The sequence below is a fragment of the Caballeronia sp. LZ003 genome (genome assembly GCF_031451465.1).
GTDB lineage: Bacteria > Pseudomonadota > Gammaproteobacteria > Burkholderiales > Burkholderiaceae > Caballeronia.
Window position 1 is genome coordinate 728,732 of the sequence record NZ_JARUXJ010000002.1, and the last position, 24,701, is coordinate 753,432.

The 24,701-nt window shown below is 62.9% G+C and carries 22 protein-coding genes; 12 read left to right on the forward strand and 10 right to left on the reverse strand.

Going from position 1 to position 24,701, the window contains the following annotated elements; all coding sequences use genetic code 11:
- Positions 1–177 precede the first annotated feature (177 nt).
- From QCE79_RS17945 to QCE79_RS17975, 7 genes are read left to right on the forward strand one after another with little or no spacing between them, the layout of a single operon-like run.
- Positions 178–1,257, forward strand: a complete 1,080-nt coding sequence (locus QCE79_RS17945; RefSeq protein WP_309846490.1) for an ABC transporter ATP-binding protein — start codon at positions 178–180, stop codon at positions 1,255–1,257.
- Complete coding sequence (locus QCE79_RS17950; protein ID WP_309846493.1) at positions 1,254–2,159, forward strand: ABC transporter permease; 906 nt, start codon at positions 1,254–1,256, stop codon at positions 2,157–2,159. Before QCE79_RS17945 ends, QCE79_RS17950 begins: the two co-directional genes overlap by 4 nt.
- Positions 2,156–3,010: an ABC transporter permease gene (locus QCE79_RS17955; protein WP_309846496.1), complete on the forward strand. Its 855-nt coding sequence runs from the start codon at positions 2,156–2,158 to the stop codon at positions 3,008–3,010. The genes QCE79_RS17950 and QCE79_RS17955 overlap by 4 nt, the downstream gene beginning before the upstream one ends.
- Positions 3,011–3,041: 31 nt before the next feature.
- Positions 3,042–4,121: an ABC transporter substrate-binding protein gene (locus QCE79_RS17960; protein ID WP_250467803.1), complete on the forward strand. Its 1,080-nt coding sequence runs from the start codon at positions 3,042–3,044 to the stop codon at positions 4,119–4,121.
- Positions 4,118–5,485, forward strand: coding sequence for an LLM class flavin-dependent oxidoreductase (locus QCE79_RS17965; protein ID WP_309846500.1), 1,368 nt, complete (start codon positions 4,118–4,120; stop codon positions 5,483–5,485). The genes QCE79_RS17960 and QCE79_RS17965 overlap by 4 nt, the downstream gene beginning before the upstream one ends.
- Positions 5,486–5,495: 10 nt before the next feature.
- Complete coding sequence (locus QCE79_RS17970; RefSeq protein WP_244831095.1) at positions 5,496–6,725, forward strand: acyl-CoA dehydrogenase family protein; 1,230 nt, start codon at positions 5,496–5,498, stop codon at positions 6,723–6,725.
- 15 nt (positions 6,726–6,740) lie between these two features.
- Positions 6,741–8,039: an NtaA/DmoA family FMN-dependent monooxygenase gene (locus tag QCE79_RS17975; protein ID WP_309846505.1), complete on the forward strand. Its 1,299-nt coding sequence runs from the start codon at positions 6,741–6,743 to the stop codon at positions 8,037–8,039.
- A gap of 23 nt (positions 8,040–8,062) precedes the next feature.
- Here QCE79_RS17975 and QCE79_RS17980 read toward each other — a convergent pair whose 3' ends face one another.
- From QCE79_RS17980 to QCE79_RS18000, 5 genes are read right to left on the reverse strand one after another with little or no spacing between them, the layout of a single operon-like run.
- Positions 8,063–9,259 (reverse strand): acyl-CoA dehydrogenase, encoded by a 1,197-nt coding sequence (locus QCE79_RS17980; protein ID WP_309846509.1) that lies wholly within the window; start codon positions 9,257–9,259, stop codon positions 8,063–8,065.
- A 39-nt stretch (positions 9,260–9,298) separates the two neighbouring features.
- Complete coding sequence (locus QCE79_RS17985) at positions 9,299–10,015, reverse strand: ABC transporter ATP-binding protein (protein WP_250493852.1); 717 nt, start codon at positions 10,013–10,015, stop codon at positions 9,299–9,301.
- Between the two features lie 3 nt (positions 10,016–10,018).
- Entirely contained in the window at positions 10,019–10,834 is an 816-nt protein-coding gene (locus QCE79_RS17990) for an ABC transporter permease (protein ID WP_244831099.1), read from the reverse strand.
- Positions 10,835–10,857: 23 nt separating this feature from the next.
- Entirely contained in the window at positions 10,858–11,862 is a 1,005-nt protein-coding gene (locus QCE79_RS17995) for an aliphatic sulfonate ABC transporter substrate-binding protein (RefSeq protein ID WP_250511373.1), read from the reverse strand.
- Between the two features lie 31 nt (positions 11,863–11,893).
- Positions 11,894–12,703 carry a class II aldolase/adducin family protein gene (locus QCE79_RS18000; protein WP_309846514.1) on the reverse strand — a complete coding sequence of 270 codons (810 nt, stop codon included), beginning with the start codon at positions 12,701–12,703 and terminating at the stop codon, positions 11,894–11,896.
- 290 nt (positions 12,704–12,993) lie between these two features.
- Here QCE79_RS18000 and QCE79_RS18005 point away from each other — a divergent pair, with 290 nt between their 5' ends.
- A complete protein-coding gene (locus tag QCE79_RS18005; RefSeq protein ID WP_250527138.1) occupies positions 12,994–14,565 on the forward strand; it encodes an amino acid carrier protein in 1,572 nt (523 codons plus the stop codon).
- A gap of 48 nt (positions 14,566–14,613) precedes the next feature.
- Here QCE79_RS18005 and QCE79_RS18010 read toward each other — a convergent pair whose 3' ends face one another.
- Positions 14,614–15,360 carry a glucose 1-dehydrogenase gene (locus QCE79_RS18010; RefSeq protein WP_244831103.1) on the reverse strand — a complete coding sequence of 249 codons (747 nt, stop codon included), beginning with the start codon at positions 15,358–15,360 and terminating at the stop codon, positions 14,614–14,616.
- Positions 15,361–15,753: 393 nt separating this feature from the next.
- On the opposite strand from QCE79_RS18010, the gene aqpZ reads away from it, so the two are divergent.
- Positions 15,754–16,485 carry an aquaporin Z gene (aqpZ, locus tag QCE79_RS18015; protein WP_309846518.1) on the forward strand — a complete coding sequence of 244 codons (732 nt, stop codon included), beginning with the start codon at positions 15,754–15,756 and terminating at the stop codon, positions 16,483–16,485.
- A gap of 26 nt (positions 16,486–16,511) precedes the next feature.
- Here the strand turns inward: aqpZ and QCE79_RS18020 are convergent, their stop codons facing one another.
- Entirely contained in the window at positions 16,512–17,060 is a 549-nt protein-coding gene (locus QCE79_RS18020) for a MarR family winged helix-turn-helix transcriptional regulator (RefSeq protein WP_250467814.1), read from the reverse strand.
- Between the two features lie 105 nt (positions 17,061–17,165).
- On the opposite strand from QCE79_RS18020, the gene QCE79_RS18025 reads away from it, so the two are divergent.
- Together QCE79_RS18025 and QCE79_RS18030 are read left to right on the forward strand one after the other, a co-directional pair.
- The gene (locus QCE79_RS18025) at positions 17,166–17,963 is read left to right on the forward strand and encodes an SDR family oxidoreductase (RefSeq protein ID WP_309846521.1); all 798 of its coding nucleotides are present in this window, start codon (positions 17,166–17,168) and stop codon (positions 17,961–17,963) included.
- A gap of 29 nt (positions 17,964–17,992) precedes the next feature.
- Positions 17,993–19,033, forward strand: coding sequence for an aldo/keto reductase (locus QCE79_RS18030; protein ID WP_309846524.1), 1,041 nt, complete (start codon positions 17,993–17,995; stop codon positions 19,031–19,033).
- Positions 19,034–19,342: 309 nt separating this feature from the next.
- Here QCE79_RS18030 and QCE79_RS18035 read toward each other — a convergent pair whose 3' ends face one another.
- The gene (locus QCE79_RS18035) at positions 19,343–19,798 is read right to left on the reverse strand and encodes a YaiI/YqxD family protein (RefSeq protein ID WP_309846526.1); all 456 of its coding nucleotides are present in this window, start codon (positions 19,796–19,798) and stop codon (positions 19,343–19,345) included.
- 52 nt (positions 19,799–19,850) lie between these two features.
- On the reverse strand, positions 19,851–21,239 hold the full coding sequence (locus tag QCE79_RS18040; RefSeq protein ID WP_250467818.1) for an MFS transporter: 1,389 nt from the start codon (positions 21,237–21,239) through the stop codon (positions 19,851–19,853).
- Positions 21,240–21,453: 214 nt separating this feature from the next.
- On the opposite strand from QCE79_RS18040, the gene QCE79_RS18045 reads away from it, so the two are divergent.
- Entirely contained in the window at positions 21,454–23,271 is a 1,818-nt protein-coding gene (locus QCE79_RS18045) for an IlvD/Edd family dehydratase (RefSeq protein WP_309846529.1), read from the forward strand.
- A gap of 15 nt (positions 23,272–23,286) precedes the next feature.
- On the opposite strand, the gene QCE79_RS18050 is transcribed toward QCE79_RS18045, so the two are convergent.
- Positions 23,287–24,387: a LacI family DNA-binding transcriptional regulator gene (locus tag QCE79_RS18050; RefSeq protein ID WP_404989374.1), complete on the reverse strand. Its 1,101-nt coding sequence runs from the start codon at positions 24,385–24,387 to the stop codon at positions 23,287–23,289.
- Between the last annotated feature and the right edge of the window lie 314 nt (positions 24,388–24,701).

Sequence of the window (24,701 nt, forward strand, 5' to 3'; positions counted from 1 at the left end):
CTTAGTTAATCACCCATCGGTGCATTCGTTTATCACCGCGCCGCCACTTTTCTAAGCCAGGAAAATTGGTTTGGCCTCGGCATGCCGGCTCTTATTCTTTTTGCTCTGCGACGACGCGTCTCTCCAGTGCTCGTTCCATCCAACCGGCGCGGCCACGCGCTGCATCTCAGAGCGTCCATGGCAACGGTTCAATTGCATAGCGTCATCAAGCGCTACGACGGCGCACCGGTCGTCGATGCGGTCTCGCTTTCCGTGCGCGACGGCGAATTCCTCACCTTGCTCGGCCCGAGCGGATGCGGCAAGACGACGTGTCTCCGCATGGTCGCGGGCTTCGTCACGCCGGATGCGGGCTCGGTCCATATCGGCGGCGAGGATGTGACGCAGGTTCCGGCTCATCGGCGCAATACGGGGATGGTGTTTCAACAGTACGCGCTGTTTCCGCATCTGACGGTCGCGCAGAATCTCGCCTTCGGTCTACGCGTGCGCAAGCTGCCGGGCAAGGAGATCAAACGGCGCGCCACCGAAGCGCTCGACCGCGTGCGCCTTTCGGGTTATGCGGATCGTTACCCGGACCAGCTATCGGGCGGGCAGAAGCAGCGTGTCGCGCTGGCACGAGCGCTCGTCATCAATCCGCGCGTGCTGTTGCTCGACGAACCGCTCGGCGCGCTCGATCAGAAACTGCGCGAGGAATTGCAGGCGGAGATCAAGCGCATTCAGCGCGAAGTGGGCATCACGACCATCTTTGTCACGCACGATCAGAGCGAGGCGCTGAGTCTTTCGGATCGCATCGTCGTGATGCGGCAGGGCGGTATCAGTCAGATCGGCTCGCCGCAGGAACTGTACGACCGGCCGGTGGATCGATACGTCGCGAGTTTCATCGGCAAGATCAATCTCGTCGCGGTGACGGCGGGCGCGCTCGGCGCCGATGGCCGCCTACGCGTGCAAAGCCGCGAGACGGCCGAACCATTCGATGTCGATCTCGCCGGCGGCGCAGCGCCCGCGCCCGGCGAACCGCTGTTGCTCGCGTTGCGGCCGGAGCGCATTCAGATCGGCGCGGGTTTGCCGAACCGCGTGCAGGGCCGCGTGGAACTCGCCACGTATGCGGGCGACGGCTGGTATCTCGAAGTCCGCACGCAGGCAAGCGAGCCGCTCATCGTGCGCACGTCGGGCCGCGCGGCACCCGCCGCTGGCGATACCGTCACGCTCGGCTGGGACCACGGCGATGCCGTCCTCTTGCGCGACGAGGCCGCCACATGAGCAACGATGCCTTGCTGACAGGTGGCGATCTCGCCGCGACGCCTTCGCCGCTTTCGGCGACGAAGCGCAGGGGCGCCGCCTACGGCGCGCTCGCCTTGCCCGGACTGGCGTTTCTTGGCGTGTTCTTCGTCGCGCCTATTGGCTATCTGCTGATCTTGTCGCTGCACGGCGGCGGCTCGATGGGCCGTGTCGACGACACATGGACGCTTTCCAACTACGCGCGCTTTCTCTCTGATGCGTACTACCTCCAGATCCTGCTCGACACGCTCGTCTTCGGCGCATTGACGGCGATCATCTGCGCGGTGTTCGGCTTTCCGTTCAGCTATCACCTTGCGCGCACGCGTTCGCGCTGGCGCACGCCGCTTTTGTTCGTGACGGTGTTGCCGTTGCTCATCAGCGCCGTGATCCGCAATCTCGGCTGGATTCCGGTGCTTACCGAACACGGCATGCTCAATACGCTCTTGCTGGGTTCCGGTCTGGTAAAGGAACCCGTGCAGTGGATCTTCAACTACACCGGCGCGCTCATCGGCATGGTGCATGTGGAGTTTCCCTTCATGGTGCTGATGCTGACGAGCGCCATCCGCAAGATCGATCCCGCGCTCGAGGAAGCCGCCATCAATCTCGGCGCGACGCCTTTTCTGGCGTTCGTGCGCGTGGTCTTGCCGCTGTGCCGGCCGGGACTGGCGGCGGGCGCGTCGATGGTCTTCATGGCCGCGATCAGCGCGCTCGTCACGCCCGGCATTCTCGGCGGGCATCGGGTGATGTTCATGGCGCTCTACATCGATCAGCAGATGCACGGCGTGCTGAACTACACGGTCGGCTCGACCGCCGCCATCCTGACGATGATCGCCGCGCTCGCATCGATGCTGCTCGCCGTGCGAATGAGCGGAGCGCGGACATGAGTACCCAAGCGAGTACGTCGTCCGTCGTGTGGCATCGCGATGCCGCATCGAGCGCGTTGAAATGGCTGCTGCGTATCGCGACCTTCGCGGTGCCCGTGTTTTTGCTGCTGCCGTTTATCGGCATCGTCAGTGCTTCGTTTTCGAAGAGCGGCGCGCTCGCGTTTCCGCCGAGCGACTGGACGCTCCACTGGTATCGCTCGATCTCGCCGGACTATTACGCTGCGCTGCGCTACAGCGTCGCGCTGGGCACGGCGACGACCGCGCTCGCCACGCTCGTCGGTGTGCCGCTTTCGTTGTCGATCGTGCGCGGACGTTATGCGGGGCGCGGCATCGTGAATGCGCTATGCGTTGCGCCGCTGGGCGTGCCGACTATCGTCATTGCGGTGGCGGGCTTCAAGTTCTTCATGCTCGCCGCCGACTGGCACGACATCGGACTCAACGGAACGAGCGCGGCCATCGTGCTGATGCAGGCCGTGTTCACCTTGCCGCTCGTCGTGCGCTCGGTGGTCGCGAGCTTCGCGCACTACGACAATGCGCTCGATGAAGCCGCGCAGAACCTTGGCGCCACGCCTTGGCAAGTGTTTTGGCGCGTGACCGTGCCACTCGTTTTGCCCGGCGTGATCGCGGGAATGCTGTTCGCCTTCGTGCTTTCGTTCGACGACGTGGTGGTCGCATGGTTCGTGGGCGACCCGAGCCGTCCGACCTTGCCCGTCAAACTCTTCAACGCGATGGAAGTGGAGTTCGATAACGCGGTTACCGCGCTGTCCACGCTGATCGTTGCGTTCTGGGCCGCGCTCGCGTTGCTGCTCAATCGTTTCTTCCGTCTCGAACGTCTCTTTTCGCGGCGTTGAGCCTTCTCCTTCTTTCCTCACGAGGCCATTCTTGAAAGTTATCGCCAGGCTCGCGCTCGGGCTCTTCGCACTGACCGCATCCCTCGTTGCCGGGCTCGCGCATGCGCAGAGCGCAGACCCCAAAGACATCGTGCTGCGCGTGTCGTCGTGGGGCGGCAAGTCCACGCAGACGCAGATCAAATACGCGGGCGACATCTTCACCAATAAAACGGGCGTGAAGGTGCAATTCATCGATGGCGCGTCGATCGATCACGTCGCCAAGCTCGTCGCCGCGAACGGCCGCAACGTGCCCTATGACGTCGTGCTGCTCGACGGCGACGTGCGCGCGCAAGCCATCAAGGCAGGCGTGCTGCAAAAGCTCGATCCGGCGAAAGTGCCGAACGTGAATTTCGCGCTCGATCTCGCGAAGAACGCGCAGGGCTATGCGCCTGACTTCGATTTCGTCTCGGCGATCTTCGTCTACAACGCGGACAAGTTTCAGCAAGCAGGCATTCCCGCGCCCTCATCGTGGAAGGACTTGTGGAACCCGAAGCTCGCGGGTCACGTTGCGTTGCCCGATCTCGCCAATGGCGCGGGCCGCGCGCTGCTGATCGAAACGTCGCGTCTGAATGGCGGCGATGAAGGCAATCTCGACAAGGCCGTTGCGGAGATTGCGAAGATCAATGCGCGCACGTTCTGGCAGACCTCGCAACAGGCGGAGCAACTCATCAAGTCCGGCGATATCTGGCTTACCGTCATTGCCGATGGCCGTGCCTACGCGCTTCAGGATGCCTACAAGCCCGCGCGCGCGGTGCGTCCGACGGAAGGCTCCATCGCGTTCGCATCGACGGCGGATATCGTCAAGGGCACGCCGCATCCCGAACTCGCGGCGCAGTTCCTGAACGAGATCTACGGCGCGCTTTATCAGCTCGGCAACGCAACGGACTTCTACTACGGCCCGACCAACCGCCTGCTTGCGCCCGTGATCGAAGCCGACCCGCAACTCGCGGCCAAGCTCATCTACAAGCCGGAGCAAGCCCAGGCGCTATATCACCCGGACTGGAACAAGTTCTGGGGCGCGTTCGATCGCGCGCAGGACTCGTGGAACCGGACCATCGTCTCCAGAAAATGACCCAGCACATCCACTTCAACGCGTTCCACATGAACGCACCCGCGCATTCGTGGGCGGGCTTCTGGCGGCATCCGCGCGACCGCTCGCTCGAACACAACACGCTCGGCTACTGGGTAGAACTCGCGCAGACGGCCGAGCGCGGTCTCTTCGACGGCGTGTTTCTCGCCGATGTCTTCGGCATCTACGATGTCTACGGCGGCGGCACCGACGCCACGCTCTTCGCGGCTGCGCAAGCGCCCTCGCACGATCCGTTGCTGACCGTGCCCGCCATGGCTTATGCGACGAAGCACATCGGCTTCGGCGTGACGGCGAACCTCACCTACGAGCATCCGTATCAGTTCGCGCGGCGCTTTTCCACGCTCGATCATCTGACGAGCGGCCGTGCGGGCTGGAACGTCGTGACGGGTTATCTGGAAAGCGCGGCGCGTGGCATGGGTCTCGCGAAAGCGCGCGAGCACGACGAGCGATACGCGGCCGGCGAGGACTTCCTCGAAGCCGTCTACAAGCTGTGGGAAGGAAGCTGGGCCGAAGGCGCGGCGGTGCGCGACAAGCGTGCGGGACATCCTTATACCGACCCGTCGCGCGTGCGGCGCGTGAAGCATGAAGGCCCGTATTACCGTGTCGATGGCTTCAATCTCACCGAGCCTTCGCCGCAGCGCACGCCGGTGTTGTATCAGGCCGGTGCGTCGGGACGCGGCAAGGCGTTCGCGGGCAAGCATGCGGAATGCGTGTTTCTCGAAGGACAGACGCCTGCCATCGTCGCGGCGGCGGCGCGCGACATCCGCCAGCATGCAGTCGATGCAGGCCGCGCTGCCGACGATGAGCTGCTCTATCTCGGCGCGACCGTCGTGGTTGCGCGCACGTCGAAGGACGCGCGCGAATTGCAGGCCGAGTATGCCAAATACGTCGATACGTTGGGACAACTTGCGCTGGTGTCGGGCTGGACCGGCATCGACTTCGCGGAACTGGATCTGGACGAACCGATTCGCTATGTGAAGAGCAACGCGCTGCAGTCGACCGTCGAGAATCTCACGAAGCGTGCAGGCCGGCCCATCACGCCGCGCGACATGAGCCGCTTCGATCAGATCGGCGGACGCGGGCCGTTCATCGTCGGCGATCCGCGCGAGGTGGCGGATCAGTTGATTGCATGGATAGATGAAACTGGCGTCGATGGCTTCAATCTGCGGCGTCTCGTGATGCCCGAAAGCCTGCATGCGTTCGTGGATCTCGTCGTGCCGGAACTGCAGAATCGCGGGCGTTATCGCACCGAGTATGCCGAGGGCACGCTGCGCGAGAAGCTCTTTGCCGGGCGCGGACCTCATCTGCGAGCGACGCATCCGGGCGCGCAATATCGCGACCTTTGAGCCAGCCGACATGAACCAGATCGATCGAACCATTTTCTCCGATGCCATCGCACGCCTGCATCGTGGACTTGCCGAAGCCACGCCGGTGCTCAAGCAACGCAGTGCGCAAACCGACGAAGCCGCGACGTTTCCCTACGACAACATCCGCACCTTGCACGATGCGGGTCTGCTCGCAGCCGGTCTGTCGCTGGAACGCGGCGGAGCGGGCTTCGGACGCGGCACGAGCTTCACGCATTTCTTCGATGCGGTGACATCGATCGCGCGCGCCTGCAGCAACACCGCGCAGCTCTATACGGTGCAGACAGGCGCGCTTTTCACGCTGGAATTGCTGGCCGATTCCGCACTTGTGGATGAACTCGCCGCCGCCGTGCGCGACGATGGCGCGACCTTCTGCTTCACCGCCGCCGAACCCGACGAGCGCTTCACGTACGACAACAAGCGCACGAACCTCAAGTCGTATGCCGAGCGTCTCGACGACGGCCGCTGGCGCGTCAAGGCGGAAAAAGCCTTCGCGACAGGCTCGGTCGGCTGCACTTACGCGCTCTTCCAGTGCGCGACCGTGACCGACGACGAAGGCCGTCCGCCCGAGTCCGTTCTCGTGCTGCTGCCGCGCAGTCACGAAGCGGTGAACGTGCTCGATACGTGGGACGGCATCGGTCAGCGGGCCACATCGAGCGGTCGGCTCGTCGTGAACGAAAGCGTGATCGATGGCCGCTGGGTTGCGGGCAATCCGGCCAGCGTGCCTGCTGCGGCTATCTTCGCGCCGCTCTATCAACTCGGCTTTGCGGCGATTCTCGCGGGCATCGGCGAAGCGGCGCTCGACGATACCTTGCACTTCGTGAATCACGTGCAGAAGCCGACCAACGGTTACGCACGCGCCGCCGAGGAGCCCGCGATTCAGGCGCATGTCGCCGATATCCGCATCGCGCTGAGTGCTAGCCGCGCGCTGATCAACGAAGCAGCCCGTTCGATGGACGCCTTCACGCGCGGCGAAGCGGATATTGCCGAGGTGCTGGTCGCCGTTTATCAGGCGAAGGTGCATGCGAGCGGCAGTTCCATCGAGGCGGGTTCGCGGCTCTTTCAGATCGGCGGCGCGCGTTCGGCCACGAGGCGCGTCGCGGCGGACAGGCATTGGCGCAACGCGCGCACGCTGACGCTGCACGATTCGGTCGACAAGCAAAAAGGCGTGGTTGCGCGACACGTGCTCGGCGTCGAGCGTCCGAACGTTTCCACGCGCTAAACAAGGACACGTATCGTGCTGCTTGCATTCTTTCTGTCGCATTCGGCTTCGCCGCACACGGTCGGGCAATGGCGTCTGCCGCGCTCGTTCCAGGGCTTGCGCTACGACCGTCCGGCGTATTGGGAGCACGTTGCGCGCACGGCGGAGCGCGGCGGCATCGACACCATCTTCTTGTCGGATTCGTATTCGATCTACGAGACGTATCGCGGCGACAGTGACGACACCTTGCGCTGGGCCGTGCAATGTCCGCGACATGACCCGCTGCCGCTCATTCCGATCATGGCGCGTGTAACGCAGTCGGTTGGCATCATCACGACGCTGAGTACCGCGTTTCTGCCGCCGTACTGGGTCGCGCGGCAGTTCGCGACGCTCGATCATCTGACCGAAGGACGCGTGGGCTGGAATCTCGTGACCACGGCGGGCGAACCCGAAGCACGTCAGTTCGGGCAGAAGCTCGATGAACACGACACGCGGTATCGGCGCGCGGAGGAGTATCTCAAGCTGTGCCAGACGCTATGGGATAGCTGGGAGCCGGACGCGATCGTCGCGGACCGCGCGTCGGGCGTGTTCGCCGATCCATCGAAAGTCGCGAGGATCGACTTTCACGGCGACTTCTTCGCGAGCCAGGGGCGCTTCACGGTGCCGCGCTCGCCGCAGGGCAGGCCGTTGATTGCGCAGGCGGGTTCATCGAGCGCGGGCGCGGCATTCGCGGGACGGCATGCGGAACTCGTGTTCGGCTTGCGGCATTCGGCGCGCGGCATGCGCGAGTTCGTCGACAAGGTGCAGGGCGAAGCCTCGAAAGCCGGACGTAGCGCGGGCGATGTGCGCATTCTGTGGGGTATCGTGCCTATCGTCGGGCAGACTCGCGAAGAAGCCTTGCAGAAGCAGAAGGCCATTCGCGACAACGTGACGGTCGAAGCGGGCCTCACCATGTTGTCCGCGTTTCTCAACACCGACCTCTCGCGCTTCGACGCCAACGCGCCGTTTCCCGATATCGGCGAAACGAGCGGCATTCGCGGGCATCTTTCCACCATCACCGAAGACTTCGCGCCGCATACGCCGCTCGGCGAGATCGCGCGTCATTTCGCTGCGGGACAGGGACCGCATGTCGTGGGTACGGCGTCGGAAGTCGCGGATCATTTGCAGACCTTGCTCGATGAAGGCGGCGGCGATGGCTTTATCTGCATCACGCACGCGTTGCCTGCCTGCATGGACGAGTTCGTCGATCTCGTGGTCCCCGAATTGCGGCGACGCGGCTTGCGGCCCGCGTCGTATGAACATGCGACGTTGCGCGAACGCGTGAAGGCGGGTTGACTTGCACGGCACGCGAGCATGATTCAGAAGTAGGAGAGATTGGGCAGCGGCGTGCCATGCGCCGCCTGCCTGCCGATTGCAAGCGCCTTGAAGATGAGCGGATTGTGCGCCGTCACCGTACGCAACGCGCGCCAATGCCGGTCGAGCCGCTGGCTCACGCGCGTGCTCGAAGCGCCACCGAGTTCGAACAGTTCTCCCGCTGCGCGCAAGGCGAGTTCGTCGATCACCACTTTCGACTTCGCCGTGCTGTTGGCGGCGCGCTCGAACGCATGCGAGGAGACATCGCCCGATGCGGCGCTGTCGAAGCCGCGTTCGAGCCATTGCGCCGCTTCAAGCACACTCACACGCGCCAGATGCGCCACGCTTTCGATGCGGCCGAGCACTGCTTGCAGAAGCGGGTCGTTGGCGGGTACTTCATCGACGCCGTGATAGAAATTGCGTTCGCGCGACTTCAGCAAGTGCGCGGCATCGGAAACAACGCGCTGCAAAATGCCCGCCACCACCGCCGAGAGATACAACTGCGCGAAGGTCGCGACATACGGCAGCGCGGTGACGCGGCTGTTATCGACGATCTCATCGGGCAACACCTTCACGTTCGTGTAGTTGGTCGAGCCGCTTGCCGTGAACTGCTGACCGAAGCCGTCCCAGTCGTCCACTATATCCACGCCTTCGCGCGTGGCGGGCACGACGACCTTGATCTGCTTGCCGGCTTCATCGACTGCATAGACATAGATGTGGTCCGCATACAGGTTGCCCGTGCTGTAGAACTTCTTGCCGTTCAGACGCAGGCCGTCAGGGCCGGACGTGACCGCTGTGTCGTAATCGAAGTTGCCTACGTTGCGCTTGCCGAGTTCCGTCGCCGATGCGCCATAAGTCTCGCCACGCGCGACGCGGTCGAGATAGGTATCGAATGCGGGGAGGCGTTTATGGTCGATCAACAGGCTCTCCACCAGATTCAGATGGTTGCGGAACGCGTGCGCGACATTCGGATCGGCTGCTGCAAGATCGATCACGAAGTCGAATAACTGCGTGAGCGTCAACGCGGCGCCGCCACGTTCGCGCGGCAAACGCAATGCGCCGATGCGCGCGTTTTTAAGGCGCTGCATCGTGGCCTTGAAGGCGGCCGTGTCGCGGCCGGGTTGCGCTTCCTGATCGGCGACCCAGGGCAAAAGCGCGCGCAAGTCGCGGACATCGAGTGCAGATGGTGCGGTGTTGGTCACGTTGATCTTCCTTGAACGATGAGAGGGAAAGATGTCGGATTACGCGTGCGCTTCGGCGGGCACGCCGAGCGTCGCGAGCAAGCGGTCGCGTAGCGCCGCAAACGCGGGATCGGTGGACACGCGCGGGCGCGGCAACGCGATGTCGATATCGCTGCCAATGCGGCCATGCTCCAGGACGAGCACGCGGTCGGCGAGCAGCAGCGCTTCATCGACGTCATGCGTGACGAGCAGCACCGTCGCCGCATGCGCTTTCCACACGTGCGCAATGAGCCGCTGCATCTGGATGCGCGTGAGGGCATCGAGCGCGGCGAACGGTTCGTCGAGTAGCCAGACTTTCGGATCGCGGACCAACGCACGCGCGAGCGCCACGCGTTGCGCTTCGCCGCCCGACAGCGTCAGCGGCCATGCATGCAGCCGATGCCCGACGCCCACTTCGTTGAGTGCCGCGGCGATCACGGCGCGCGCGTCGGGCTTGCGCAAACCGAGCGCAAGATTTTCCTCGACGGTTTTCCACGGTACGAGACGCGGCTCCTGAAACACGACCGCGCGCTTGTCCGGCACGTCGACCGTGCCGGCGGGTGCTTCATCGAGGCCCGACAGCGTGCGCAACAAGGTGGACTTCCCCGAACCCGAACGGCCGAGCAACGCCACGAAAGAGCCGCGTTCGATGTCGAGATCGAGCCGATCGAGTACGGTGTGCGCGCCGAAGCGCCGCGTCAGTTGCCGGATACGGATGATGGGATCGCGTGTGGTCATCGCTCAGTCCTTGATCGTGGATGGCCGCCATGCGAGCAGACGTTTTTCGGCGCCGCGCACCAGGGCATCGGTGACGAGTCCGAGCAGTGCATAGATCAGGAGACACGCCATGATGATGTCGGTGCGCATGTAGTTCTGCGCCGTGATCGCGAGATAGCCGATCCCGCTCGACGCGTTGATCTGCTCGCCCACCACGAGCGAGAGCCACGCAATGCTCAGCGAATAGCGCAAGCCGACAAGAAACGAAGGCAATGCGCCCGGCAGCACGATATGGCGAATCTGCTCGGCACGTGTGAGGCCGAGCGTGCTCGCCATCTCGACGATCTTGGCATCGACGCTGCGGATACCCGCGAACAGATTGAGGTAGACCGGTATCAGACAGCCCAGCGCGACGAGCGCGATCTTCGGTGTCTCGCCGATACCGAACCACAGGATGAACAGCGGCACGAGCGCCAGATGCGGCAAGGTGCGCGTCATTTGCAAAAGGGCATCGACGGAATCCTCGCCACGGCGCGAGAGACCGCTAACGAGCGCAAGCGCGACACCGAGCGTGAGGCCGATGGCAAGCCCGCTTCCCGCGCGCGCCAGCGACGCAAGCAGATGCGTGCCGAGTTCGCCGCTGGCCGCGAGTTCCCAGAGCGTCGTGGCAATCTGCGCGGGCGACGAGAAGCGCCGTTCGTTGACGAACCCGGTTGACGACGCCAGTTGCCATGCCGACAACAACGCCACCGGCACGACTAGCCGCCGCCAGCGCAATACGGCGGCGCGTCGCGGCGCGGGCGCGGCTTGGCCTTCGACGGCAAGTGTTGGATGCGACATGAGACGAATCCTCCGGAAAGTGTTCATGCCCGCGTCGCGAGCTGGCCATCGAAGGCCGTGCTCACGTTGCCGATCGACTGCTTGATCATGCCGTAGCGATAGAAACCGTCAGCGGCGTGCTGAAGCGCGTTGCGCACGTTGGAATCGAGCGGCGCGGGCGTCGGCTTGTACTCGGCGAGCAAGGACTTCGCGGTGGCGGGATCGAGATGCGTGTCCTTCACGAGCGCGGCGGCGGCCGCATCGACATTGGCGAGCGCCCAACGTTGCGCGCGCTCGCTGCGAGCGAGGAAGTCGCGGATCGCATCGCGCTTGTCGCGCGCCGCTTTCTCATGCACGAGCAGAAAGTTGTTGCCGCTATAGAGATAGTCGACGTCGCGCAGATCGGCGATGGGATACGCGCCGTTCTGCTGGATCGCAAGCGTCGAATATGGCGCCCAGGTGAGCCACGCATCGACGGCGCCGGCGGCAAATGCGGGCTTCGCGGCACCGGGATCGAGGAACACGAGGTTCACGTCTTCGCGCTTCAACCCCGCCTTTTCGATGAGACCGTAAGCCATCAGTTGCGGCCCGCCGCCTGCATTGACCGCGAGCTTCTTGCCCTTCAGGTCCGCGACCTTGCGGATTCCCGAGTCGCGTTGCGCGAGCAGCGGAATGAAGCTCGGCGCGAAGGTAATCGCGCTGACCGCGCGCGCTGGGCAACCCGCCGCATATGCAAAGAGGAACACGCTGTCGCCGGTCTGACCGACATCGAGTGCGTCGGCGTTGAAGGCCTGCAATTCCGGCTGGCCTGCGGGAAACTTGCTCCACTCGATTTCGTACGGCAGATTCTTCGCTTCGCCGGAGGCTTCGAGGAAGGCTTTCCAGCCGATGGAATTCATGTCGCCCACGCGCAGCACCGGAGCCGCGCGCGCGGACGTGCCGATCATGAAGCCCGCCGCCGTGGCGAGGCCGCCGATAATCAGCTTGCGGCGAGTCGAAGAGCCGGGAGTGTCGTCGGATAGAACGGTGTTGGTCGATTGGTCGGTCACGTGGGTATGTCGGCAGAAGAGTGGCGGGAAGTCAGAGGGCGTAACCGGGATTGCGCTGATCGAGCAGACGCTTGAGCGCTTCGAAATGCAGCACGTGGTAGGGCTTGCCGGACCAAGCCGCGCCTTCCTTTGCCGCTTCCGTGTATTGGCGATGCACCTTGTCCTGCTGCTCTTGCGATAAAAGCCGCAGCGGTTTGCCGGTTGAATACGCGAGCACCTGAAAGCGCGCCGCGCGTTCGAGCAGATAAAGACGGTCATACGCCTGCGACACGCTGCGCCCCGTGACGATCACGCCATGATTCGCCAGGAACAAGATGCTCTTGTCGCCGAGACGGTCGGCAAGACGCCGCCCTTCCTCGTTGTCGTAGGCTAGCCCGGTGTATTCGTCGTCGTAGGCAATGTGCTTGAGCAGCAGCAATTCCGCCTGGCCGATAGGCAACAGCCGCTGATCCGCAAGACGCGTGAGCGCGGTCGTATAGGGCATATGCGTATGCAGCACGGCGGCATGACGAACTGGATCTGCCTGATGGATCGGCAGGTGAATGCATAGCGCCGATTGCTCCACCACGCCTTCTCCGGCAATGCGGTTGGCGTCGTAATCGAGCGTGAGGAAATCGCTGGCCTTGACTTCGGACCAATGCAAACCGAATGGCGCGACGAGAAAGCGCCCGCGCGGATCGGGCAGCGACAGCGAAAAGTGATTGGCGATACCTTCGTGCAGATCGTGCATGACCGCTGCGCGATGCGCGGCCGCAAGATCGATGCGTCCTGTCTGTTCGAATCGTTCGATTTCCGCGATTTCCGCGATATCCACGAGCGTCGCGCTGTCCGCTTCGGCCATTGCAGTCACCTTTCCTTGCATTCGATGGAGAAGGGCATTCTGCTGGCATGCAGGTGCGCGAACAAACATCGAAAGGTGATTCGCTATTGAGCGCGCGGCTTGATTAGTTATGCGATGGGGACAGCTTTGTAAATAATCGCGCGTGAATGCAGGACTATTTGAGACGCGGCGTGACAGTATAATGAGCGCCCGCGCAAGTAGCCGGTCGCATCAATGCTCTCGCAATCAGCCAGATTTTTGCAATTCGACCGTCCTAAAGGACAGGTCGCAGCAACAAAGGATAAGCCTGCGTGGAAAATCTTTTCCAATCCGTGAATGCGTTCTTCGCATTCATCGCGCCCATTTCCGATTTTCTCTGGGACTTTCCCACCAACTTCAAAGCTTATTCACAGATTCCGGTTCTCGGACAGTTCCCCTTCGCAATACTGCTGCTGGTTGGCGTCGGCATTTACTTCTCCATTCGCACGCGCTTTGTCCAGACCATGAATATGCGCAAGATCGTGCGTATCATGTTGCGCCGGCAGACATCGAGCACGGGCGTAAGCGCGCTTGCATCGTTCATGCTGGGACTTGCGATGCGTGCGGGACCGGGAAATATTGTCGGCATCACGGGCGCGATTTCCGTCGGCGGACCAGGCGCATTATTCTGGATGTGGGTCGCGGCGTTCTTCGGCATGACGACCGCTTTCATGGAATCCACACTGGCGCAACTCTTCAAGGAGAGAAAGCAGAACGAGTTCGTCGGCGGCTTGCCGTTTTATGGACGCCGCATTCTCGGCGACCGGCGAATTGTCGGCACGTTTCTGTCGCTCGTGTTTATCGTCTATGCGCTTTTCAACGTGCCGCCGCAAACGTTCAACGTGTTCACCGCGATAGGCACCATTGCCGATACCGTCGCCGGCACGCATCTCGCGCGGCAATCGGCGGTGTATTACTTCATTGCGGGCGGGTTGATCGTCGCGTGTTCGTTCATCATCATGGGCGGCATTCGGCGAGTCACGGCTTATACCGATGTACTTGTGCCAATCAAGGCCGCGCTTTTCTGCCTGATGTCGCTCGTTATCATCCTCATTAATCTGCCGCTCATTCCGTACTTCTTTCGCGAAGTGGTGGTCGGGGCGTTCGCGCCGCATGCATTGTTCGGCGGCGCTATTGGCACGGCGCTCGCGCAGGGCGTGAAGCGCGGGCTGATGTCGAACGAAGCAGGACAGGGCACCATTACGATGGCGGCCGCCATTGCCGATAACGATCACCCGTGCGAACAGGGTTTCGTGCAAAGCCTGGGCGTGTTCTTCGACACCATGGTCATCTGCACGATGACGGGCTTCATCGTCGTGATGGCGCACGTGTGGACCGGCACGGTCGATGGTCAGGCGTGGGAATCGGTGAGGGCATCGAAGATCACGGTTTATCTGGCTTCCGTGCAGGCGCTGGTGCCTGAGTCGGTGGGCCACGTGATCCGCATCGTGATGTGTCTGTGCTACGGCCTTTTTGCGTTCACAACGTTGCTAGGCATGATCTCGTTCGCGGAGATTTCCGCGAATTTCATCTCGCGTGGGCGCGCGTTCATCGTGGGAATAAGAGTCGTCGGCTCGCTTGTGTTCGTGCCGTTCGGCGCGTTGACGGTGCTCGCGGGCCTCGAATTGCCGAACCTGTGGGCGTTGTCGGACCTGATGAATATCGTCATGGTGCTGCTCAACGTTCCGATCGTGCTGGCCGGGCAACGGCTCGTGTATCGCGCGCTGGCGGATTATCGGAAGGGAAGCGGCGGAAGGTTCGTCTCGGCGAACATCGGCGTGAAGACAGAATATTGGCTGGACGATCGGAAAAGCGCCACGCCGCCGCAGCAGACAACCCGCTGACGGCGGCGTGATCGAAGGTCCTCTCGCGAGGACCCGTTAACGCTCAACTTAACGCATACCGCCGCTGGCGATCAGTTGCTCGCCGGTGATCCACTTCGAATCATCCGAGGCCAGGAATACCGCGATCGTCGCGATATCGTCCGGGCGGCCAACGCGGCCAAGCGGCGTTTGAGCGACGATCTGAGTCTCGAAGTCGGAGCCGATGATGCCGTTGCTCTGCGTGCCTTCTGTCACGATCATGCCGGGGTTGATGGAGTTCACGCGGATCTTCTTCGGGCCGAGTTCACGGGCGAGGGAACCGGTGATGGCATCGACCGCGCCTTTCGTGCCGCTATAAACCGCGCTTTGCGGCGGCGTGATACGCGACACGACCGAACTCACGTTGATGATGCTTCCGCCTTCGCCGAGGTGCGCCGCAGCGAACTTGGTCGTCAGCAGCACGCCGAGCACGTTCACATTGAACTGCTTATGGTAATGCTCCTCGGTGATTTCCTCGACCGGTGCGAACTCGTACACGCCCGAGTTGTTCACGAGAATATCCAGCCGTCCGTAGGTTTCGACGGCGGCATTGACGATTCCTTGCGCATCCGCCGACTTCGACACATCGCCGCCCACTGCGGTCGCCTTGCCGTTTGCCGCGGTGATGGCCGCGACCACTTCATCCGCGCCCGCCTTGCTGCTTGCGTAATTCACGACCACGGAAGCGCCTTCTGCCGCGAGCGCCTTGGCGATTGCCGCGCCGATTCCCTTCGACGCACCCGTTACGACTGCAACCTTGCCGGTGAGCTTGCCCATGTCTGTCTTCCTTTATCGATGATTCGCTGAAAGTTAAGCCGGCGTTGAATCAGGTTCAGGCCGGCTTGCGTTGAGAAGCAATGTATCCGTGAGCGACATCTTGAAAAAGCCCGATATGACGAATTGATTTGCGGGATTTAACGAACAATCGAACGCTGGTTATTCATTGAACGATGAATTACCACGCGGCTTGCGCATTCTTCAGAGGTGAAAGGGCCCAATGGCGAGCATTACCGATTCTGAAACATCCGGCTAGCAATCGGCGTACTTTCGCATACTCTTAAGGAGCACAGAAGGTGCGATTTCGGCGGCTGCGTATTCAACAGCGGCTCCACATAATTCAGATAGATTGGTATTACTTACTAAACTGCGACTAACCTGCGGAGAAAGGCCATGCCTCTACAGAATCGAATGTTAGCGGAGTTCGTCGGAACGTTCTGGCTGGTGGTGGGCGGATGCGGCAGCGCGATCATCGCGGCAAAATTCTCGACTGTCGGAATCGGGCTCCTTGGTGTGTCGCTCGCGTTCGGACTGAGCCTTCTCACGATGGCCTATGCCGTCGGTCCCGTCTCCGGATGCCATGTTAATCCCGCTGTCACAATCGGCCTGACGGTTGCGGGCCGTTTTCCCGCGCGCGATGTCGGTCCTTATATCGTCGCTCAGGTGCTTGGCGCTATAGCGGGCGCGGCCGTGCTCGCATATGTCGCCGCGGGTGCGCCGGACTTCGACCGCTTCGCGGGATTCGCCGCCAACGGATACGGCGATCATTCACCCGGCAAGTACACGCTAGGCGCGGGACTCGTGTCCGAAGTCGTGATGACGTTCATGTTCGTGTTCGTCATTCTCGCGGCCACGCATGAGCGCGCGCCGGTCGGCTTCGCGCCGATCGCCATCGGACTCTGCCTCACGCTCATTCATCTGGTAAGCATTCCGGTGACCAACACCTCGGTCAACCCGGCGCGCTCGACCGGTCCCGCGCTTTTCGCGGGCATGTGGGCAATCCAGCAACTTTGGATGTTCTGGGTGGCGCCAATAATAGGCGCGGTATTCGCGGGTCTGATCTATCCGGCGATGTCCGGGTCGTTGTCGCCCACCGCGCCTATCGTGGGCCGCAAGGTGAGCTGACGCCAAGCCCCAGGCGCGCGGTGAAGCTACCGCGCGCTGTCGGCCTGATAAGCCTCGAAGAAATCATCCGATGCGACCTTGTCCGCAAGCGTCCGCAACGTCGCCGCAGCGCCCGCTCCGAGCACGCGATCCACGCGCCGGTTCGCAGCCACCCAATACGCGAGCGCGGCCTTCAATTGCTTTCTGCCCAACGCCGTAAGCACACAGCGCTTCGAGCGCTTGTCCTCGGCATCCGCGCGTAGTTCCACCAGTTCGTCACGCACGAGCGGACGCATGGCATGCGTCACCGCCGACACCTGAATGCCGAGCCGCGACGCCAGTTCCTGCAGGGACGGTCCTTCGCTTGCGTGCTCCTTGCAGTATCGATCGATCTGCGAGAGCAGCGCCATTTGCGTCGCCTTCATGTCGAGCGGCGCGAGCGCCTCGTCATAAAGCTGGCTCAGTCGACGCGATGCCCGGCGCAGCGCCGTGTTCGTGCAGGCGAGCGGTGCAAACACGTCCGCGGCATCGGACTCGATAGTCGGGACGGACTCGGCACGCTTTGCTCGTGCCTTAGATGTAGCTTTCTTTTCCATACGCATAGGATGGTTGATTGCCTCGCGCTTGACAAGCTTCGGCCAAATACACATATACTTGAGCCCTCAACTAACTCCAGTTTATTCCTTCGTCAGGGAGAAGTCATGGTGAATCAAGCATCCCGCAAGATTGCGGTTGTCACGGGCGCGTCGTCGGGTATCGGCGCGGTGTATGCGCAACGTCTGGCCGCGCGCGGCTACGATCTGTGGCTGGTCGCACGTCGCGCCGACCGTCTGCGCGAACTGGCGAGCGAGATTGGCGGCGCGCATGGCGTGAACGTCGAGACGGTCGTCGCAGACCTGACCAGCGAGGCGGATCTGCAACGCGTCGAGCAGCGCATCGCGGCCGAAGCGAACATCCACGTGCTCGTCAATAACGCGGGACTCGCGCGGCTGCGGCCGGTGGCGCAGTCATCGGTGGCGGATACGGCCACGCAGATCGCGCTCAATATCACCGCGCTCGTTCGTCTGACGCAAGCCGTGGTGCCCGGTTTCGTCTCGCGCAACGAAGGCGCGATCATCAACATTGCTTCGGTGCTGGCGCTCGACACCTTGCCCGTCAGCGCGGTCTATAGCGGCACAAAGGGCTTCGTTCTGAACTACACGCGCGGCTTGCAATTGGAACTCGCGAACACCGGCGTGAAGGTGCAAGCGGTGCTGCCCGCAGCGACGGCCACGGAAATCTGGGACGAATCGGGCGTGCCGCTCGACTCGCTGGCGGCGGGCACCGTCATGCGCACGGAAGACATGGTCGATGCCGCGCTCGAAGGTTTCGATCAGGGTGAAGCCATCACCATGCCGTCGGTACACGACGCGCAGTTGTTGCACAGCTTCGAAGAAGCGCGTCAAACGCTATTCCGCGCATCGCAGAACGGCACCGCCGCGCCGCGCTATCGCGCCTGATCGCCGGAAACGGAGAGGAGCAGATCGACATGCGTTATCGCATTTTCGGAAGTACGGGGCTGAAGGTATCGTCGCTGGCTCTGGGCACGGGCAACTTCGGCACGGGTTGGGGATACGGCTCGGAGCGCGACGAAGCGAAGACGGTCTTCGATACGTATCGTGCGGCAGGCGGCAATTTCATCGATACCGCCGACAGCTATCAGTTCGGCGATAGCGAAACCATCCTCGCCGAGTTCATCAAGGCGGAGCGCGAGGACATCGTGCTCGCGAGCAAATTCTCGCTCGGGGCGTCGCCGGACGCGGGTCTGCAGCGCACCGGCAACAGCCGCAAGGCGATGGTGCAGGCGGTCGATGCAAGCCTGAAACGGCTCGATACCGATCGCATCGATCTTCTCTGGGTGCACATGCCCGACGGCGTGACGCCAAGCGAGGAGATCGCGCGCGGGCTCGACGACCTCGTGCGCGCCGGCAAGATCCTCTATGCGGGGCTATCGGACTTTCCCGCCTGGCGCGTCGCGACGGCGGCGACGATCGCCGAGATGCGCGGTTGGGCGCCGATCAGCGCGTTGCAGATCGAGTACAGCCTGGTCGAGCGCACCGTCGAACGCGAGTTGCTGCCAATGGCCGCGGCTTTCGGTCTTGGCACAGTGGCCTGGTCGCCGCTCGGAGGCGGGCTTCTGAGCGGTAAGTATCGGCAAGGCGAGACGGGGCGCAAGCAAGGACTCGGTGTCGTGATCCACGACGAAAGCGACGCGCGCAAGACCGCCACGGTCGACGCGGTTCTCGCCATCGCCAATGAGCTGGGTGTATCGGCGGCGCAGGTGGCTATTGCGTGGGTGCTCTCGAAGGGCGTGTTGCCGATCATCGGACCGCGTACCTTGAAGCAGCTGGACGACAACCTCGGTGCGCTCGCGGTCTCGCTTAGTGCGGAGCAGCTCGCGCGTCTGGATGCGGCAAGCGCCACGCCGCTCGGTTTTCCGCATGACGTGGTGAACGCGGAGAGAACGCGCAGCCGGCTGGCGGGCGGCAAGGCGGATTTGCTGGATTATCCGCTGACGCCGGTTCGATGAAGAAAGGGGCGCGAGCCTCGGCCCCAAAAAACAAAAAGCCTCGCATTAAGCGAGGCTTTTCAAAGACCGCACGAGGCAGCCGTTACTTGCAGTGGCGTTCCCAATGATGATGCACGCGCACCTTGTGGCACTCGGCATGATGGTGGGGGGCCGCGAAAGCGGTGGTAACGGAAAGGAACGTGGTGGCAGCCAGCAGTGCGGCGAAAACAGCTTTCTTCATGACGTCGATTATCAGGGGATTGAGAGGAGGCGCCATCGTATCAACCGAACTTTACGATTACGTTATGTGATGCGTTTTGCGCAACAAGATTACTTTGTGGCGGACCGCTTCGCGAGAAATCTGTCCAGTTCGCCCGCGAACTTCTTGCCATCGCGCGGAGCGTAGGGCGGCGGGCCGCAGGTCTGCACGCCGGAACTGCGCAACTGATCCATCATCGCGCGAATGGAGAGTCGCTCCTCGATATTTTCCGCGTTCATCCATTCTCCGCGCGGGTCGAGCACATGCGCGCCTTTCGCAAGCGCGGCGGCCGCAAGCGGAATGTCCGCGGTGATGACGAGATCGCCGGCTTGCGCCATTTCGACGATGCGCTTATCCGCGACGTCGAAGCCCGCAGGGACTTGAATGGCGCGCAGCCACGGCGACGCGGGCGTGCGCAAAAATTGATTGGCGACGAGCGTCACGCGTACTTCCACGCGCGGCCCGGCGCGGAACAGAATGTCCTTGACGATGGCAGGGCAGGCGTCGGCATCGACGAAAATTTCCATTGACTGGCGTCCGCTCGAAGGAAGACGCCGATCATACTCCCGATGCCAACGCTCAACGAACGGCGTCGCGCAAGTCGGTGAGATCGCGGCCACGGGTCTCGGTGGACATGGCGACGCCGACGAGCGTGAGCGCCGACAACACGGCGGTGTATGCGCCCATGACCCAGAAGCCGCCGCCCGCGCGGCCAATCAGATAGATGCCGAGAATTGGCGCGAGTCCGCCCGACAACACCGCGCCGATCTCGCGCGACAAGGCCACGCCCGAGTACCGATAGCGATTGCCGAAGAGTTCCGCGAAATGCGCGCACTGCGCCCCGAGCATGCTGTTTGCGCCGATGGCGAGCCCGCCGAACATCGCGAGCGCGACCCACCAGAAGCTGCCGGTGCTCACCATCCACCACGCGGGGAACGCCCAGAGCAGCATGAAGATCGCGCCGCCGCGATACACCGTCTTGCGCCCGAGCCGATCCGACAAAGCCCCGAAAAGCGGTGTGGTAATCACGCTCGACAAAGTAGCGATGAGCGCGCCGCTCGTGCCCACGCGCGCCAGTTCCGCTGGCGGCACGCCGTGCCGCGCCGCCACGGTGCCGCTGAGGAACGCGATCACGATGGTCGTATAGATGGTCGAGCCGCCTTGTTCCGCAAGCCGCATCAGCACGGCCGCGACGACGGTGCGGCGCGCGTCCTTGATGACGAGCCGCATCGGCGAACGCGCGACCTTGTGTCCGCCTTCGAGCGCGGCGAAGGTCGGGCTTTCGCGCAGACGCAAGCGTATCCAGATGGCGACGCCGATCAGCACGACGCTCGCGAGGAACGGAATGCGCCAGCCCCAGGCGAGGAGCGTGGCCTGATCCATCGAGTGCTGCATGATGCTGAACGTCGCCGTCGCAATGCCGAAGCCCGCGAAGATGCCGACGAACGGAAGCGCCGCGAAGAAGCCACGCGTCTTCACGGGCGCGACTTCGGCCATCAAGGTGGATGCGCCCGCCTGTTCCGCGCCCGCGCCGAATCCTTGCGTGAGGCGCAGCAAGACGAGCCCGACTGCGCCGAGCGGACCGGCGGGCAGCAAGCCGACGAGCGTCGTGGATACGCCCATGATCGCGATGGTCAGCAAGAGGACGAACTTTCGGCCTTTCCTATCGCCGAGCGAGCCGAAGAACAAGCCGCCGAGCGGACGCGCGAGAAAGCCCACGCCGTAGGTCGCGAAGCTCGCGAGCAGACCTGCGCTCGCGTCGAGCGTGGAAAAGAACACGCGGCTGAAGATCAATGCCGTGGCCAGCCCGAAGATAGCGAAGTCGTAGTATTCGAGCGCGCTGCCGACGGCGCTCGTGAGAATCGCGCGCCGAAGCTGCCTCGCGGAAACGGGCGCGGAAGCGCCGTCGGAAGGACGATCGAGCGGAAGCGCGCCGGCATGCGCCAACGCATCGTGGTGGGACGTCATCTTCTCGTGTCTCCTGATTCCTGCGCGGTGTCTCTCTAACGACACTCGATCTGAAAGCCGGACGAAAACCGCCGCCTTCGGATAAACCCGGTTATCGGTAACCGTCAACAAAATCTAACATGGAGGGATGCCGATCTACAAGAAAGCGCTAATGGGCATTTGCCCGGATGCGCGTAGGCTGTAACCCCGTCGTCAACGTATCGCGAGTACTGTCATGACACCAACGAATAAGTCCGCTCCCCAATCCGAAGACGCGCAGAACAAGAAGCGCCTGCGCAGCCGCCGCTGGTTCGACGATCCCTCGAACCCCGGCATGACCGCGCTCTATCTCGAGCGCTATATGAACTACGGCATCACGCGCGAGGAATTGCAGTCGGGCAAGCCGATCATCGGCATTGCGCAGACGGGCTCCGATCTCGCGCCCTGCAACCGGCATCATCTGGAACTGGCGACGCGCGTGCGCGACGGCATCCGCGATGCAGGCGGCATTCCACTCGAATTCCCCGTGCATCCGATCCAGGAAACCGGCAAGCGCCCGACCGCCGCGCTCGACCGCAATCTCGCGTATCTCGGGCTCGTCGAAATCCTGCACGGCTATCCGCTCGATGGCGTGGTGCTCACCACCGGTTGCGACAAGACCACGCCCGCGTGTCTGATGGCCGCAGCGACCGTCAACATTCCGGCTATCGTGCTGTCGGGCGGTCCCATGCTCGACGGCTGGTGGAAGGGCAAGCTCGCGGGCTCGCGCACCATCATCTGGGACGCGCGCAAGCGTCACGCCATCGGCGAGATCGACTATGAGACGTTCATGGACGAAGTGTCGTCGTCCGCGCCTTCGGTCGGGCATTGCAACACCATGGGCACGGCGTTGTCGATGAATTCGCTCGCCGAAGCGCTCGGCATGTCCCTGCCCGGTTGCGCCGCGATTCCCGGGCCGCATCGCGAACGCGGCTGGGTGGCGTATCGCACGGGGCAGCGCATTGTCGGCATGGTGCACGAGAATCTGCGGCCTTCGGACATCATGACCAAGGGCGCGTTCGAAAACGCCGTGGTCGCGGCGGCGGCGCTCGGGGCATCGTCGAATTGTCCGATTCACATGATCGCGATTGCGCGGCACATGGGCGTGGATCACACGCTGGATGACTGGCAGCGCCTCGGTCCCGAGATTCCCTTGCTGGTGGACTGTCAGCCCGCTGGCCGCTTTCTCGGTGAGGCGTTCCATCGCGCGGGCGGCGTGCCGGCCGTCATGCGCGAACTGCAGGCGGCAGGCAAGCTCGACACGAGCGTGCGTACGGTCACGGGCAAGACGCTCGGCGAAGACCTGGCCGCCGTCGCAGACGTGGATCGCGAAGTGATTCGCGCGTATGACGATCCGCTTAAGCCGGCGGCGGGCTACGTCGTGCTCTCCGGCAATCTGTTCGACAGCGCGGTGATGAAGATCAGCGTGATCGACGACGCCTTCCGCAAGCGCTTTCTCTCCGATCCCGAGCATCCGAACGTGTTCGAAGGCAAGGCGATCGTCTTCGAGGGACCGGAGGATTATCACGCGCGTATCGACGACCCCGCGCTCGAGATCGACGAACGTCCCGTGCTGGTGATTCGCAATTGCGGGCCGGTGGGTTATCCGGGCGGCGCGGAAGTGGTGAACATGCAGCCGCCCGCCGCGCTCATCAAGCAAGGCATCACGCAGTTGCCGACACTGGGCGATGGCCGCCAAAGCGGAACCTGCGCGACGCCTTCGATTCTCAACGTATCGCCGGAAGCGGCGGTGGGCGGCAACCTCGCGCTGCTGAAGACGGGCGACCGCTTGAGAATCGACTTGCAGAACTACAAGGTCAACGTGCTGATCGGCGATGATGAAATGGCGCAGCGCCGCGAAGCATACGTGCCTATCGAGTTGCAGAACAAGACGCCGTGGGAAGAGATTTATCGCAGCATGGTTGGGCAGCAGGGCAGCGGCGCGTGTCTTGAGCCGGCGCTCGGCTATCAGGACATCATCGAGACGCGCGGCGAGTCGCGGCACAACCACTGAGCCGTAACGAGGTCTTTACGCGCTTTCTCGCGGGATGACTTCGTAAGGCACACGCATGAACGTGGGCACGTCCTGCCGGTCGGGACGCGCCTGCGCGATTTCGCGCCGTGACGCGTTGGGTGTCTCGGACTCGTCGAGCGCGGCGAGCAGCGATTCGCCGGTGGCGTGACCGATCCCGTAGGCATCGACGGATACGGTGGTGATGGTCGGATAGCAATGGCGCGACACTTCGAAGTCGCCGAAGCCCGCCACCGCGATATCGCGCGGCACCGACATACCGCGCCGATGACACGCCATGATGACGCCGAACGCGTGGATGTCGCTCGTGCACATGATGGCGTCGGTATCGGGCCATCGGTCGAGGATCTGTTCGAGCGCCGCGCCGCCGTGACCCATGGCCGCGCCATGCGCCATGTCCGTGGTCCAGTCCGTGTGCGCGATTTCGCGGATGTCGTGCAGGCCCGCTTCCTTCACGGCGCCGAGATAGCCATTGCGCCGCGCGACGCCGCGCAAATCCAGATGCGATGCGCTGCTCACGAAGCCAATGCGCCGATAGCCGCGCGCATAGAGATAGCGCATCATCGCGGCGGCCGCGTCCGCGTTGGAGAAGCCGACGACGCGATCCACGGGTTTCGCGGGAATCTCCCAGATTTCGACCACTGGAATGCGCGCCTGTTTGAGCATGGCGCGCGCCTTGGACGTGTGCTGACCTCCCGTGATGACGACGGCACGCGGCTGATGACTCAGGAGCGCGCGGATGAGCGCTTCTTCCCTTTCGAGCAGATAGTCCGTGTTGGCGAGCAAGAGGCGCAGACTGCGCGCCTCGACGACATCGTTGATGCCGCGCACGGTCTCCGCAAAATTCGAACTCGATAACGACGGCACGATGACCGCGACGACATTCGTTCGGCCGGAAGAGAACGCACCCGCGATGGCATCGGCGACATAGCCGGTTTTCAGCACGGCATCCATGACTCGCGCGCGCGTCTCTTCGCTGACGTGCTGGCCTGTCAAAACGCGCGACACCGACATCTTCGACACCCCGGCGATACGCGCGACATCGGCCATGCGGACGGGGGCGGCGGTGGGCGATGTGGGATCGTTGACTGATGTCATGCCGGGGCGTTGCGCGGTGATGATTCGATGGGGGTAATCATACCGGCTTGTGGGGGGCAAGTTCGCGTTCAGACGATGACGCGTGACCTTGGCTACTTGAGACTATTCCTGTTTGTCAGCCGATCGATTGACGTTCTTTTGTTGCAGCCCTAAATTCCTGCGCTAAAAAGCTCCAGGCGCGACGGTTCCATACGTTGCGTTCAACTGAACGGGAAGCGAATGAATGCTGTAACGAAAAAACTGACGGACGCGCTGCAGCATCCAAGCGCGCGACTCACCCAGCGTTTGAGCATATGGATCGGTACGCTCGAGCT